A 14005-nucleotide genomic window follows, 5' to 3' on the forward strand; every position below is an offset into this window, starting at 1 on the left:
ACGAACAACACGCCGGGGCCGACCCCCGCCATCCACCGATCAGCCCCACCTGCCCGGCACACCCCTCCCACCTACCGAAAGATAGGCGTGCAAAAGCCCCATACCGGCAGCCGAAAGTGTGGCGAGGAGCGGCGCATGGCCACGACGGACGACGGCACGCGCACCACCTTCCTCGGGGAGGTCAAAAGCGCGGTGACGCCCCACGCCACGCTGCTGGTGCTCGGTGTACTGGGCCTGATGATCGCGTTCATCACGTCGTACACCGGCGCCTTCCACCACCCCAGGCCGACCGACGTACCGTTCGGCGTGGTCGCCCCGGCGCAGGTCAGCCGGCAGCTGGTGGGGAAACTGGACCGGCTGCCCGGCTCCCCCCTGGACGCCCGGGCGGTGGCCTCCGAACGCGAGGCGCTGCGTCGGATCGCGGACCGGGAGATCGCCGGCGCACTGATCGTCGACCCGCGCGGCAGCACCGACCGGCTGCTGGTCGCCGGCGGCGGCGGCGCCTCGCTCTCCCAGGCGGTCGAACTGGTCGTCCGCGCGGCGGAGAAGTCGCAGCACCGCACCGTACGCACGGGAGATGTGACCCCGGCCAACCCGGGCGACAGCCGCAGCCTGTCCTCCTTCTACCTGGTGGTCGGCTGGTGCGTCGGCGGCTATCTGTGCGCGGCGATCCTCGCGATCAGCGCCGGGGCGCGCCCCCCCAACGGGCACCGGGCGGTCATCCGGCTGGCCGCGCTCGCCCTGTACGCGATCGCCGCAGGGCTGGCCGGCGCGATCGTCGTCGGCCCGGTCCTCGGTGCGCTGCCCGGCTCGTTCTTCGGACTGTGGGGCCTCGGCGCCCTGGTCGTCTTCGCGGTGGGCGCCACCACCCTGGCCTGCCAGGCCCTGCTGGGCATCATCGGCATCGGCCTGGCGATCCTGCTGATCGTCATCCTGGGCAACCCGAGCGCGGGCGGTGCCTACCCCTACCCCCTGCTCCCCCCGTTCTGGCGCGCGATCGGCCCCGCCCTCCCCCCGGGCGCGGGCACCTGGACGGCGCGCTCCCTCGCCTACTTCCGCGGCAACGCGATCACCGGACCGCTGCTGGTGCTCTCCGCCTGGGCGGTGGGCGGCACCTTGATCACCCTCGTCCTTTCGGTCTTCCGCAAGAAGGAGGAGGGCAACGGGGCGGAGGGCGGCCGGAAGGAGGGCGAGCGGCTGCCGGGCTGAGCCCGTCCCGCTCCGAACGGATGGAAAGCGGCCCCGGGGCGCGTAGCCGCTCGCACCCCGTGGAAAACACGCTGCACCACCAGGGGGCGACGGCGACCAGACTCAGGAGCAGCATCATGACCATCCCCGCCGACCGACTGTCCCACCCCGCGGTGCGTGACCTGGTCACCGCCATCAACGGCCACGACGAGCAGGCGTTCTTCGCCGCTCTCGCGCCCGGCGCGACGATGTCCGACGACGGGTCCGACCGGGACCTGCGGGAGTGGTGCGAGCGGGAGATCTTCGCCACGCGCGGGCACATGGATGTGCAGTCGGAGACGGACGGGGGGCTGTCCCTCGTGGCGAACTACCGCAATGACACCTGGGAGGAGATGCGTACGCACTGGCAGTTCACGATCGAGGACGGCAAGGTGAGCCGCTTCGAGACCGCGCAGGCCTGACGGCCCCCGGCCCCACCCGGGTCCGACCGAACACGCCCCCACCTGGGCCTGACCGACACGCCTGCCACGGCTCACATATGCGTTCCGCCGTCGATCCGGATCTCCGTGCCGGTGATGAACGCACCGTCCTGCGAGGCGAGCATCGCGATGACACCGGCGACGGTCTCGGGGCCCGCGAAGCCCTCACCGATGGCCGGGGCGAGCTTGCCGAACAAGGTCATGTCGGCGTCCTCGGGCAGGCCCGGGCCGCGGCCGCTGGTCATCCCGCTGGCGATGGAGCCCGGCGCCACACACACCGCGCGCAGCCCCCGCTTGCTGTACTCGGCGGCGATGGCGTGCGTCATGGACTGGATGCCGCCCTTGCTCGCCGCGTACGCCGACATGTACGGGTGCGCGAACGAGGCGGAGGTGGAGCTGAAGTTGACCACGACCGGCGCCTCGCCCTCCAGGAGGGCGGGCAGCGACTCACGGATCATCAGGAAGGTGCCGGTCAGATTGATCGTGATGATCTTGTTGAAGAGGTCCAGGCCGGTCTCGTGGGTGTGCGCGGAGCGCAGGATGCCGGCCGCGTTGACCAGGACGTCCAGGCCGCCGAGGCCGGCCACCGCGGCGGCCACGCCGGAGCGCACCGCCGCCTCGTCGGCTATGTCCAGCACCGCGGTCTCCAGCCGGCCGGCGGCCCCGTCCGCGGCGGCGCGCTCGGCGGTGAGCCGCAGGCCCGCGGCGTCGATGTCCGCCGCCACCACCCGGCCGCCCTCGGCGAGGATGCGGTGGACGGTGGCCTGTCCGATGCCCGAACCGGCGCCGGTGATCAGTACGCGGCGGCCGTCGAAGCGGTTCAAGCGGTTCATGGTGCTGCTCCATTCTCGAGGTGCGTATGCACGGTACGCCCGAGTGGCACGATGTGCCACTCTCACATGACATGCCGATCTGTCGTCGCGCTCCGTAAGCTGATCCCATGCCCCCCGAGCCCCGCACCGCACCGCCCTCCCACGCCTCCCGTCCCTCCCGCCCCTCGCTCACCGAGCGGCGCAAGGCCGAGACCCAGCTGGAGATCGCCCGCACCGCGGCGGCGCTGTTCGCGGAGCGCGGCGCCGCGGTCACCGCGGACGAGATCGCACGCGCCTCGGGGGTCGCACTGCGCACCTTCTACCGCTACTTCCGCACCAAGGAGGACGCGGTGGCGCCGCTGCTCGCCGTCGGGGTGCGGCAGTGGATCGACGATCTGGCCACCCCGCCGGCCGGGCCGGACGCACCTCCCGTACGCGAGGCGCTGGAGCGGGCGGCCCGCCGGGCGCTGACCCCCGCCGACGAGCCGGCCGCGGAGGCGCTGCGCCGGACCCGCGGGCTACTGCGGGTGATGCCGGGCGATCCGGCGCTGCGGGCGGTCTGGCATCGGGTGCACCACGACTCCGAGGAGGCACTGATGCCGGTCCTGTCGCGACTGACCGGCGCCGGCTCGCTGGAAGTACGGCTGGCCGCGGCCGCCGCGAACACCGCGATGCGGGTCGCGGTGGAGGAGTGGGCGGCAGGGGACGGGCCGGCGGACGGGCCACAGGGGCCGGCCGAGCTGGTGGTGCGGGGCATGCGGGCGCTGACCCGGGGGCTGCCCGAGCTGGACGGGCCGAACGGGCCGAACGGCCGGCGCGAGAAGGCCCGGTAGGGCGACGCGAGGAGCCCGGTAAGGCGACGCGAGGAGCCCGGTAAGGCGACGCGAGAGGTCCGGTAGGACGGCGGGAGTCGGGGTTCTTACCTCCGCGGGAACCCCCGGCGGCGCGGAGGGTTCCTCCGGCCCCCCTCTTCGGCCAATCGCCGGAGATCGAAACCCGCCCGAACGGCCGGTCGGCGGCCGGATCCCTCCCTTCCGGGTCCGTGCGGCCTTTGCCGGAAGCATGACCGACACGGCATCCCCGCTGGCTGCGCACCATTTATTCACAACTCCCCCGTAACATCCCCGAAACGTTCGCGCCATTACGCTCAGCTTTCATCTAACGACTCAAAGCGATCGCCGCGTGCGCACCCGGGATGCTTTCGGGGTGCGGTTGGGCCAGACTCCCGTCCGGTATCTGCACCTTCGAGCAAGGGAGTGTTCGTCATGCGATACATCACTGGGGCGGTCGCGTTCGGCGCGGCGCTGGTTCTGGGCACGCTGGCCACCACCGCACAGGCCACCGCCGCACCGGCGCAGCCCGCGCGCAGCGGTGGGCTCTACGCCCCGACGGAACTGGTGCTGACGGTCGGCCAGGGCACCAGCCGCGAGACCGCCACGGTAGAGCGCGCGGTGACGCTCAGCTGTACACCGGTGGCGACCGGCAGCCACCCGACACCGAGAGCCGCCTGCGCCCAACTGCGGTCGGTGGCAGGTGACTTCAACGCGGTGACCGAAGCCGCGTCGGAGCGACTGTGCACCAAGGAGTGGGACCCCGTCCTGGTCACCGCGGACGGCGTATGGCAGGGCAAGCGGGTGTCGTACACGTATACCTTCGCCAACTCCTGCGCCATGACCGACGGCAGCGGCTCGGTCTTCGAGTTCTGACCGGACCGGTCGAGGTCCCCGGGCACCGGACGGCGGTGCCCGGGGACCGCCGCGTTCGGCGCGCGGGCCCGGCCATGACCCATCGGACAGCCCTTAGGCTCGGCGCATGGCTGACCTCAACTCGGCGCGGCCGCAAGGCCCGACGGAAGGGACCGGCGTTGCCGTGCTCTCCGACATCCATGGTGTGCTGCCCGCGCTGGAGGCGGTGCTCGCCGAGCCGGACGTACGCGCCGCCGGCCGCATCGTGCTCACCGGCGATCTGCTCGCCGGGCCGCTCCCCCGCCAGACCCTGGACCTGCTGCGCGGCCTCGGCGACCGCGCCGTGTGGATCAGCGGGAACGCCGACCGCGAGATGGCGGCCCTGCGGACGGGGAAGGAGGACGATCCGGCGGATCCGGTCGGCCTCTGGGCGGCGGACCAACTCCGCCCGGACGACCTGGACTTCCTGCGGTCACTGCCCGCCACCGCGACGCTGGAGGTGGCCGGGCTGGGGCCGGTCCTCTTCTGTCACGCCACTCCGCGCGACGACGAGGAGATGGTGCTCGTCGACTCCCGGCCCGAGCGCTGGGCCGAGGTACTGAAGGAGGTGCCCGATGCGGTACGGACCGTGGTGTGTGGGCACACCCATATGCCGTATGTGCGGTTCACCCACGGGCGGCTGGTGGTCAACCCGGGCAGCGTCGGCATGCCGTACGGCAGACCGGGTGCGCACTGGGCGCTGCTGGGGCCCGGCGGCGGGGCGGTCACCCTGCGGCACACTCCGTTCGACTACGACACCGCCTGCGCCCGTATTGCCCGGGAATCGCGCTATCCCTCGGCGGCCGCATGGGCGGATACGTATGTACGGGCCCGGCATTCGGCCGAGGAGGCGCTGGCCGCTTTCGGGCCCGGCGACGGACGCGCGGCGCAGGGGCGGGCAGCTGAGGGGCGGACGGCGGACTGAGCGCCGCGGGACGGCGCCGGTCCCCGGACGTGGTGCGGGTCCGGGGGCCGGTGCCGTGCTCTGTGCCATGTGCGCCGCGTGGGTCGGCGCGGTGTGCCGTGCCGGTTCAGCCGATCTGCGCGCCGTAGGCCTCCAGGGCCTCCGGTACCGGCTGGAAGAAGGTTTCGCCGCCGCCGGAGCAGTCGCCGCTGCCGCCGGAGGTGAGGCCGAGTGCGCTCTCGCCGTCGAAGAGCGCGCCACCGCTGTCGCCGGGCTCGGCGCAGACGTCGGTCTGGATCAGACCGTCGACGGTGCCCTCCTGGTAGTTGACACTGGCGTTGAGCGCCTTGACGGTGCCGTCGTGCACCTGGGTGGTACTGCCGCTGCGCTGCACCTTCTCGCCGACGGTGGCTTCCGCGGCCTTGGTGATCTTCTGCGTGCTGCCGTTGTAGAGGTCGACCTCGCTCGGGTGCGCGGTGTCACCGGTGTACTTGGCGATGGAGTAGTCGTCGCCGGGGAACTTCGAGTCCTCGGTGGTGGCGATCTCCGAGCCGCCCTGCTGGTCGGACCAGCTCTTGACGGCGTTGCCGCAGTGGCCGGCCGTCAGGAAGTACGGCTGACCGTCCTTGACGACGTTGAAGCCGAGCGAGCAGCGGGCACCGCTCCCCCAGATCGCGTCGCCGCCGCCGATGAAGGGTTTGAACTCACCCTTGCTGTGGCGGACCTCCACCTTGTCACCGAGGCTCTTGGCGACCTTGGTGAGCCGGTCCAGCTTGGCGCCCTTGACCGTGCGGTCGGCGGTCACCACGACCTTGTTGCTCTGCGGGTCCACGCCCCAGGCCGTGCCGGGGATGGTCGCCTTCGACTTCAGCGTCTGCCGGGCCGCGTCGAGCTGGGCCAGCGTGTGCTTGACGAGTCTGGCCTCCGCCCCCTTCGCCCGTACGACCTTGGCCGCCGCCTCACTGACGACGTTGACCACCAGCTTCTTGGCCTTGGCGTCGTAGAACGCGCCGGCCGTACCGGTCTTGAGCTGGGACGCCAGGGTGCTCGCCGCGGCGGAGGTCAGCTTGGCCACCGTGGGGGTGGCGGCCGGGGCCGGGGCCGCATTGGCGTTGGCGAGGGTGACGGTGGCGGTGGCGGCGAGCGCAAGCGCTCCCGCGCCTGCCATCACGGCGCGCCGCTTGGGTATGCGTCGGTGCTTCAACTCAGAGCCTCCCGTGGGGGGATGGGCCCGAACCGTGGGGAGTTGCACGGGCCCGGAGAGTGAGAATCGGGACACGAACGGCTCCGCCCCGCGGAGCAGCGCCTCGGGGAGTCGCGTCCATGCCAACGTGCGGAGCCGAGTATTCCCATCCGTCTCACTCGTGCACAAGACCGAGTTCCGGTCTTACATACGGGAGTTCACCCTTTCACCACACGATGGACACACCGATATCCGCGCACGCCGCTCCTGAGTGCGGACATCAGCGGGCATGCGAGGCGCTCGGCGGCCGGCACCGTGTGAGGACCATAGCTGGCCGGATCACACCGGTCGAGGGCCGGCCCCCGCACAGCGGAGATCGCCGTACACCGCCCCGCTCAAGGGCGTGTACGACGATCGGTCGGGCGCGGCGGACGCGCCGGGCGCGGGCGCCGACGGGCCGGCGCTAAGGCAGGTTCTCCGCCTCCGGGAGCTCCTCCAGCTGCGGCAGCGGCCCCATGCCGTCACCACTCTCGACGGGGGTACGCGGCACCTCGGGCGCACCCGGTACCTCGGGCGTAGGCGATGCCTCCGGGGCGGTCGAACCGGCCGGCGGCTGTACGCGCTCCCGTTCCGCCTCCGCCTCGGCCTGGGCGGTCTGCGCCTGGGCCTGTAGCCCGGAGCGCTCCAGGAATCGCAGCAGCTCCACGGGGAAGGGCAGGACGAGGGTGGAGTTCTTCTCCGCGGCGACCGCCACCACGGTCTGCAGCAGCCGCAGTTGCAGCGCCGCCGGCTGGTCGGACATCGCCGCGGCGGCCTCGGCCAGCTTCTTGGAGGCCTGCAGCTCGGCGTCGGCGTTGATCACGCGGGCGCGCCGGTCGCGGGTGGCCTCGGCCTGGCGGGCCATCGATCGCTTCATCGTCTCCGGCAGCGAGACGTCCTTGATCTCCACCCGGTCGACGGTCACCCCCCAGCCGATGGCCGGGCTGTCCATCATCAGCTCCAGCCCCTGGTTGAGTTTCTCCCGATTGGAGAGCAGATCGTCCAGTTCGCTCTTGCCGATGATCGACCGCAGTGAGGTCTGGGCCATCTGCGAGACCGCGAAGCGGTAGTCCTCGACCCGGACGACCGCGTCGGCGGCATCCACGACCTTGAAATAGACCACCGCGTCGACGCGGACCGTGACATTGTCACGTGTGATGCCTTCCTGGGCGGGCACCGGCATCGTCACGATCTGCATATTGACCTTACGCATCCGGTCGATGCCCGGAATGATCATGGTGAAGCCCGGTCCCCGCACCGCGGACGCCAGCTTCCCCAGCCGGAGCACCACACCGCGTTCGTACTGCTTGACCACGCGCGCCGCCGCCATGAAATACACCGCACCGGCGCATGCCAGGCCCACCCCGGCCGTCACCAGTTCTTCGACCATCACGGCCCCCTGATGTGTGCCGTTTGCCGTCCGAATCGGGCGTGATTCCATGGTATGCCCGGCCCGGAGGCCGGTCGAGGCTCGCGGCGGGCACGGGGCCGGGCCCCCGTCCGCCGGCGGACGGGGGCCCTTGTGTGGTGCGGTGTACGGATACCGGTGCGTGCGAGGTGCGGGTATCAGCCGGCCGGCGTCAGTAGACGCTCACGCCGTACGCGCTGAGCGCCTCGGTGACCGGCTGGAAGAACGTGGTGCCGCCGGAGGTGCAGTCGCCGCTGCCGCCGGAGGTGAGGCCGAGCGCCGTGGTCCCCGAGTAGAGCGGGCCGCCGCTGTCGCCGGGCTCGGCGCAGACGGTGGTCTGGATGAGTCCGGAGACGATGTCGCCGCCGCCGTAGTTGACGGTGGCGTTCAGGGCGGTGACCTTGCCGCTGTGGGTGCCGGTGGTGGAGCCACGGCGGGTGACCGACTGGCCCACGGACGGGGTGGCGGCGCTGGTGATGTCCTGGCTGCCGACGGTGCCCGGGTGGGTGACCGAGCCGGTGTACTTGACGATGCCGTAGTCGTTGCCGGGGAAGCTGCTGCTCACCGTGCTGCCGATGGAGGCGCCGGAGCTGGTGCTCCAGGGCGGGTTGCCGTCGGTGCAGTGACCGGCCGTCAGGAAGTAATAGGTGCTGCCGCTGCGGACGTTGAAGCCCAGCGAGCAGCGCCAGCTGGGTGCGTAGATCGGGTCGCCGCCGGAGATGAACTTGCGGAAGGTGCCCGCGGTGCGCTCGATGCGGACCGCGTCGGCGTTGGTGCCCGCGGCCTGTTTGATCTTGGCGATCTCGGCCCGGGAGACCGTGCGGTCGGCGGTGACGACCAGGGTGTGGGTCGTGCTGTCGACCCGCCAGGCGGTGCCGGCGACATCCGCGGCACGTACCGCGTTGCCGGCGGCGGAGAGCTGGGAGGCGCTGAACGTCGTGACGGGTGCGGGGTCCTGGGCGTTGGCGGTCGGGACGGCGATGGCGCCGATGGCCATCAGTCCGGACGCCACGGCGATCAGCCGGGTGCGTCTCGCTACGCCGCTGCGGGGGGTGGTGCGCTCGTTCCTCACTGATTCCTCCGAGGGGATCGGGGAGCCGCCTGTGGGCAGCCCGGTGAGGCGCAGCCAAAGGGCACACCAGAATCCGCACGTTCATTTCGACGTGCCCCTGACAAGCGCTGAGCGGAGTTTCGGGCGCACCACCCCCGCAGCGCAAGAGGCCCACACGAATGTCTTGTGCGGGACACACGGTTGTTGCACGGCTGGAGCCCCAACACTCCGCCCCGGCAGCCTGGTTGACGGCTGCCGGGGCGGTGCTGACCCCCTCGGTCGGCGACTTGGACGGATCAGTGGACGATGCGGTTCCGCTCGCCCGCCCGCAGGGCGATGGGCAGGGTGTTGCCGGGCGGCGGGAAGGGGCAGAGGAAGTGGTCGGCGAACGCGCACGGCGGCAGCAGGGTGCGGTTGAAGTCGACGGTGACGGTGCCGTCTTCGGCGGGCGCGGGCGTCCGCAGGAAGCGGAAGCGGTAGCTGTCGGTGCCGCTGGTGGCGTCGGCGAGCACGGCCCACAGGGAGCCGTCGCCCTCGACCGCGACCTGGAGGGTGTGCTCGTCCCCCTCGAAGGCGAAGGCGAGTTCACCGGCGAGGCCGAGACCGCGCCGCTGTCCGTCGGCGTTGGGCACCTGGACCGTGCGGCCCTGTGCGTACGGCCGGAACAGGCCGGGCCGCACCCAGCGCTCGTCGTGGTCGAAGACGTCGATACCGGCGAACCCGCGGCGGGCCGGGGCGGCGGGATCGTAGTCGCGCACCGCCCAGAGGCCCTCGCGGCGCAGTACGAGCAGATGCCGCTCGCCGTGTGCCACCCGGACGGCTTCGGGGCCGGCGTCCTGGCCGAGCCGGAACGCGCCCGCCGCCGGCCTGCCGTCGACGGTGAGCCCCTCGTCGGCGTCCGCCCGCAGCACGACCGCGTCGCCCTCCTCGGTCCAGATGCCCGGCAGCCCCTCGATACGGCCGTCGGGACGGTCGGCCAGCCAGTGGGTGCCGGCCAGGGCGAGCGGGCCGTACGGCTGGGAGACGCCGGCGACGCGCCGGTCGCGCCAGTCCTGCCACTCCTGGAGTGCGTGGGTGCTCATGACCGTGAACCCTTCCCTACGGGGTGTGCGGGCTCCGTCAGCCCCAAGTGGGAGCGCCGGGTCGTGCCGGTGTATTCCGTGCGGTACACGCCGCGCTCCTGGAGGAGCGGTACGACACGGTCGACGAACGGGTCGAGACCACCGGGGTCCGATCGACGCGGGCCTGCCGACCACCTCCCTCAAAGGACCTTGGAGAGAAAGGACTTGGTGCGCTCATGGCGCGGGTGGTCGAGGACCTCGCCGGGCGGGCCCTGTTCGACGATCCGGCCGCCGTCCATGAAGACGACGGTGTCGGCGACCTCGCGGGCGAAGCCGATCTCATGGGTGACGACGATCATGGTGGTGCCCTGGTGCGCCAAGTCCTTGATGACATCGAGGACTTCGCCGACCAGCTCCGGGTCGAGGGCGGAGGTCGGCTCGTCGAAGAGCAGCAGCTTGGGTTCCAGGGCGAGCGCCCGGGCGATGGCGACCCGCTGCTGCTGGCCGCCGGAGAGCTGCCGGGGATAGGCCTCCGCCTTGTCCGCGAGTCCGACCCGCGCCAGCAGGGCGCGCGCCGACTCGACGGCGCCCTTCTTCGGGCGGCCGAGCGCGGAGACGGGGGCCTCGGTGAGGTTGTCCAGCACGGTCAGATGCGGGAAGAGGTTGAAGCTCTGGAAGACGAAGCCGATCTCCGTGCGCTGCTTGAGGATCTCGCGTTCGCGCAGCTCGTAGAGCCTGTTGCCGGACTGCTTGTAGCCCACCAGCACGCCGTCCACGCTCACCGAGCCGCCGTCGACCTTCTCCAGGTGGTTGATGGTGCGCAGCAGGGTGGACTTGCCGGAGCCGGACGGGCCGAGGACGACGGCGACCTCGCCGGTCCGGACCGCCAGGTCCACCCCCTTCAGGACCTCCAGCGAGCCGAAGCTCTTGTGGACCGAGCGGACCTCGACCATCGCGCCCTGCGTGCTCATCGGGTGGCTCCCTCGGAGAAGTGACGGTCCACGTAGTGCTGGAGGACGGAGAGCACGGTGGCCAGCGGGATGTACCAGGCGGTGGCCACCCTCAGCAGGGGCACGACCCGGGCCCAGCGCCAGGGACGGCGTACGGGAACGGCCTTCAGGGCCGCCGGGTCGTCGGCCGGCGGTGGTCCGGCCCGTCCGGGAGCGGCCCGTTGGGGAGCGGCCCGTTGGGGAGCGGCCTGTTCGACAGGGGGATCACCGGTCAGCGGCATGGGAGTCCTCGGGGGTGGGTGCGGTGCGGGGGACGGAGGCGGCGGATACGGGGACGGGCGCGGCGGCCCGCTCCCGGAGGAAGGTGAGCAGCGCCCGCGCGGTGGCGTCGTTCTGCCGGAAGGCGGGGGCATCGGTACGAGGGCGGGCGAAGGCGCCGCCGGAGCGGGCGTCGGTGTGCGGGCCGAGGGCGAAGCGGCGCGGGTGCGGGCGGCCGGACCGGTCCAGGATCCGGGCGTCGGCGGCAGCCACCGCCAGCAGTCCGGCGGGGGTGGCCGCCGCCCCGTCGGCGTACAGGGCGCGCAACAGGGCGTCCCGGGTGTGCTCGACGGTCGGCGCCGGCAGCCGCGCCTCCACCAGCGCGCGGGCCTCGACGAACTCCCCCGGCACACTGGCGCTCTCGGCACGGAACACCCCGCGCCGCTCATCCGCGGTGACGGTGATGTCGGCGCCCAGGAAGCGCACCACACCGGCCCGGGAGAGCGCGAGGAGCTGGCGTAGCCGTGGCCCCGGCGGGCCGGAGGCGAGATAGCTGAAGAAGCCGTGCCACCAGGGGCCGCGGTCGCCGATCCGCACCAGCTGGCCGTAGACCGACAGCAGCGCGAGGAAGACCGCCAGGTCGGGGCTGCGCTCGGGGTCGTGGCGGCGGGCGAGGTCGGCCTCGATATAGCCGCGCAGGCCCTCTTGCAGTGCCTCACCGTCGGGGTAGCGCACACCTGCCAGCGGATGGTCCAGGACGTCCAGGTCGAGGCGGTCGGCGGAGTCCGGGACCGCGGCGCTGACCAGGGCCTGGAGCTCGGCGCCGGCGGGGTCGGCGGCGGCGTACTTCTCCTCGAAGTCCGGCCAGTCCATACGGGTGCGCCCGGGGTGGGCGGTGAACAGCCGGTGGTAGTGGGCAAAGCCCAGTTCCTTGTCGATCAGCGGCCGGACATCGCGCCGGAAGTCGATCCCGGGCCGGGCGAGCAGTGCATCGACCTGTTCGGGCCCGAAGAAGCGGGGCAGCGGCGGCCGTTCGCCGGCCGGCTCGTAGCCGATCTTGGAGTGGTACGGGACCCCGCGCCGCGACCCGACGTGCAGGACGGGCTCACGCCCCGAGGGCCGGTAGGTCAGCTGCCCGTCGGCACCGGCCGTGTAGGTACCGCCGCGGCCCTCGGTCAGCAGCACCATCAGGTCGATGAAGGCCAGCCCGAAGCCGCGGACGAGCACCGGCTCGCCGGGGCGCAGTGCGCTCAGATCGCTGTCTGCGGTGAACGCCGGGGGCAGATGCGTCAGCCCGTGGCAGGCCGCGAACTCACTCAACTCCCGCTGTTCCGGCGGAAGTTCTGCCTCCAGATGACCCAGGGCGAGTACGACGAGGTCGGCGAGGAGCGGGGTGGGGCGGCCGTCCAGCCATACCTGCTGCCGGCCGTCACGGGAGCCCGAGACCCGTACCGCGGTGCGCCGGTGCTCATGGACGGCGACGGTCGGCGGCAGCGCGGCCACCGACCGCTCGTACACCCAGTTCAGATAGGCGCTCTGCAGCCGCCGGCCGGCGAAGTCGCGTGGCCCGAGTTCCGTGATCGCGTCGGCCAGGCCGGGTTCGACGGCGATCTCGCCGGCCCGCACCGCGCGGGCCCACTCGGCGAGCGAGGGGCCGGGCCGCACCGGACCGTCCAGCTCCACGCTCTCGTCGGTGAACATGGTGACGTCCTCGGCCGTGGAGTTCATCCACAGCAGGGGCGACTGATCGGCGCGCCAGATGCGGCCGCCGCCGGGCGGATGCGGATCGACGAGGTGCAGGTCGAGGGGGGTATCGCCGTAGAGCTCGGGGGCGTTGGCGGCGATCCGCTCCAGCAGTCCGGTGCCCCGCGGTCCGGCTCCCACGATCACGACGGACGGCCGTACGGACGACAGCGCGGGCGGCGTCATCGGGCACCGGCCGTACCGCGCGCGTAGTGCCGCTCGACGTAGAACTGGCCGACGCCGAGCACCGAGGTGACCACGACGTACCAGATGGTGGCGACCAGCAGCAGCGGGATGACCTGGTAGGTGCGGTGGTAGACCAGCTGCACGGAGTAGAGCAGGTCCTGGACGGCGATGACACTGACGATGGAGGTGCCCTTGAGGGTGCCGATCAGCATGTTGCCGGCCGGCGGCACGATGGAGCGCATCGCCTGCGGCAGCACGATGCGGCGCAGCCGTCGCCAGGCGCCCAGCCCCAGCGACTGGGCGGCCTCCAGCTGGCCCTTGTCGACGGAGAGGATGCCGCCGCGGACCACCTCGGCGGCGTAGGCGGCCTCGTGCAGGGTGAGGCCGATGATGGCGATGGTGACCGGACCGAGCAGATGGACGGTCCTGATGCCGAGGATCGTCGGGTACAGCGCCCCGATGTTGAACCAGAACAGCAGCTGCACCAGGATCGGCATCGACCGGAAGAGCCAGACGTATCCCCAACTGACACCGCGCAGCACGGGGTTGGCGGACAGCCGCATCGTCGCGAGCAGGGTGCCCAGCGCAAAGCCCAGCACCATGACGAGCACGGTCAGCCAGAGGGTGAGGCCCAGGCCGCGCAGCACCGCGGTGGTCAGGAAGTAGTCGGCGACCACGTCCCACTGGAAGGCGTCGTTGCGTACGACGGAGAGGACGGCCGACGCCAGCAGCACGAGGACGGCGGCGGCCGCCGCCCACTGGCCGGTGCGGCGCCGCGGCACGATCCGCGGGACGGTGGCGCCGGTGCCGTCGGGCGGGGCCGCGGCAGGCCGGGCGGGGGCTTCGAGGGTGTCGGAAGGTGGGTCTACCAAAGACATGGCGAAGGCTCCGTGGATGCAGAGAGCGAACACGGGAGTCGCGTGCCTTCACACAGGCGGAAAAGACAGAACGGGCCGCGCCCCTCAGCACGACCGGTTCTTGAGGCTATGCGGTGAACTCGCCCCGCTGTCAAGGCTGTC

Annotated in this window: 14 protein-coding genes and 1 pseudogene; 5 read left to right on the forward strand and 10 right to left on the reverse strand. The window is 72.0% G+C overall.

The annotated features are described in order from the left end of the window. The first annotated feature begins 135 nt into the window (after positions 1-135). Positions 136-1209 carry a DUF3533 domain-containing protein gene (locus KI385_RS11100; RefSeq protein WP_238572026.1) on the forward strand — a complete coding sequence of 358 codons (1074 nt, stop codon included), beginning with the start codon at positions 136-138 and terminating at the stop codon, positions 1207-1209. 116 nt (positions 1210-1325) lie between these two features. Then, complete coding sequence (locus KI385_RS11105; RefSeq protein WP_238572027.1) at positions 1326-1649, forward strand: nuclear transport factor 2 family protein; 324 nt, start codon at positions 1326-1328, stop codon at positions 1647-1649. Between the two features lie 71 nt (positions 1650-1720). Here KI385_RS11105 and KI385_RS11110 read toward each other — a convergent pair whose 3' ends face one another. Beyond that, a complete protein-coding gene (locus tag KI385_RS11110; RefSeq protein ID WP_238577652.1) occupies positions 1721-2491 on the reverse strand; it encodes an SDR family NAD(P)-dependent oxidoreductase in 771 nt (256 codons plus the stop codon). A gap of 116 nt (positions 2492-2607) precedes the next feature. Between KI385_RS11110 and KI385_RS11115 the strand changes: the two genes are divergently transcribed. From KI385_RS11115 to KI385_RS11125, 3 genes are all read left to right on the forward strand, one after another. Continuing rightward, positions 2608-3312, forward strand: a complete 705-nt coding sequence (locus KI385_RS11115; protein WP_238572028.1) for a TetR/AcrR family transcriptional regulator — start codon at positions 2608-2610, stop codon at positions 3310-3312. Positions 3313-3744: 432 nt separating this feature from the next. Then, positions 3745-4185, forward strand: a complete 441-nt coding sequence (locus tag KI385_RS11120) for a subtilase-type protease inhibitor (RefSeq protein WP_238572029.1) — start codon at positions 3745-3747, stop codon at positions 4183-4185. A gap of 106 nt (positions 4186-4291) precedes the next feature. Further along, a complete protein-coding gene (locus KI385_RS11125) occupies positions 4292-5128 on the forward strand; it encodes a metallophosphoesterase family protein (protein ID WP_238572030.1) in 837 nt (278 codons plus the stop codon). Between the two features lie 106 nt (positions 5129-5234). On the opposite strand, the gene KI385_RS11130 is transcribed toward KI385_RS11125, so the two are convergent. The 9 genes and pseudogenes from KI385_RS11130 to KI385_RS11170 all read right to left on the reverse strand — a co-directional run bounded on the left by KI385_RS11130 (position 5235) and on the right by KI385_RS11170 (position 13864). Next, positions 5235-6311, reverse strand: a complete 1077-nt coding sequence (locus KI385_RS11130) for a S1 family peptidase (protein WP_238572031.1) — start codon at positions 6309-6311, stop codon at positions 5235-5237. 442 nt (positions 6312-6753) lie between these two features. Further along, on the reverse strand, positions 6754-7719 hold the full coding sequence (locus KI385_RS11135) for a slipin family protein (RefSeq protein WP_238572032.1): 966 nt from the start codon (positions 7717-7719) through the stop codon (positions 6754-6756). A gap of 190 nt (positions 7720-7909) precedes the next feature. Beyond that, positions 7910-8809, reverse strand: a complete 900-nt coding sequence (locus KI385_RS11140; protein ID WP_238572033.1) for a S1 family peptidase — start codon at positions 8807-8809, stop codon at positions 7910-7912. Between the two features lie 275 nt (positions 8810-9084). Next, positions 9085-9870: a DUF1684 domain-containing protein gene (locus KI385_RS11145; RefSeq protein ID WP_238572034.1), complete on the reverse strand. Its 786-nt coding sequence runs from the start codon at positions 9868-9870 to the stop codon at positions 9085-9087. After that, positions 9867-10016 (reverse strand): annotated as a pseudogene (locus tag KI385_RS11150) (F420-dependent methylene-tetrahydromethanopterin reductase); the annotation flags it as partial. The gene KI385_RS11145 and the pseudogene KI385_RS11150, both read right to left, overlap by 4 nt. 33 nt (positions 10017-10049) lie before the next feature. After that, complete coding sequence (locus tag KI385_RS11155) at positions 10050-10802, reverse strand: amino acid ABC transporter ATP-binding protein (protein WP_238577653.1); 753 nt, start codon at positions 10800-10802, stop codon at positions 10050-10052. Between the two features lie 14 nt (positions 10803-10816). Further along, positions 10817-11080: a hypothetical protein gene (locus KI385_RS11160; RefSeq protein ID WP_238572035.1), complete on the reverse strand. Its 264-nt coding sequence runs from the start codon at positions 11078-11080 to the stop codon at positions 10817-10819. Next, on the reverse strand, positions 11064-12986 hold the full coding sequence (locus tag KI385_RS11165; RefSeq protein ID WP_238572036.1) for an FAD/NAD(P)-binding protein: 1923 nt from the start codon (positions 12984-12986) through the stop codon (positions 11064-11066). The genes KI385_RS11160 and KI385_RS11165 overlap by 17 nt, the downstream gene beginning before the upstream one ends. Continuing rightward, the gene (locus KI385_RS11170; RefSeq protein ID WP_238572037.1) at positions 12983-13864 is read right to left on the reverse strand and encodes an amino acid ABC transporter permease; all 882 of its coding nucleotides are present in this window, start codon (positions 13862-13864) and stop codon (positions 12983-12985) included. The genes KI385_RS11165 and KI385_RS11170 overlap by 4 nt, the downstream gene beginning before the upstream one ends. Positions 13865-14005: the final 141 nt, after the last annotated feature.

The organism is Streptomyces inhibens, assembly GCF_022221585.1.
GTDB classification, from domain to species: domain Bacteria; phylum Actinomycetota; class Actinomycetes; order Streptomycetales; family Streptomycetaceae; genus Streptomyces; species Streptomyces inhibens.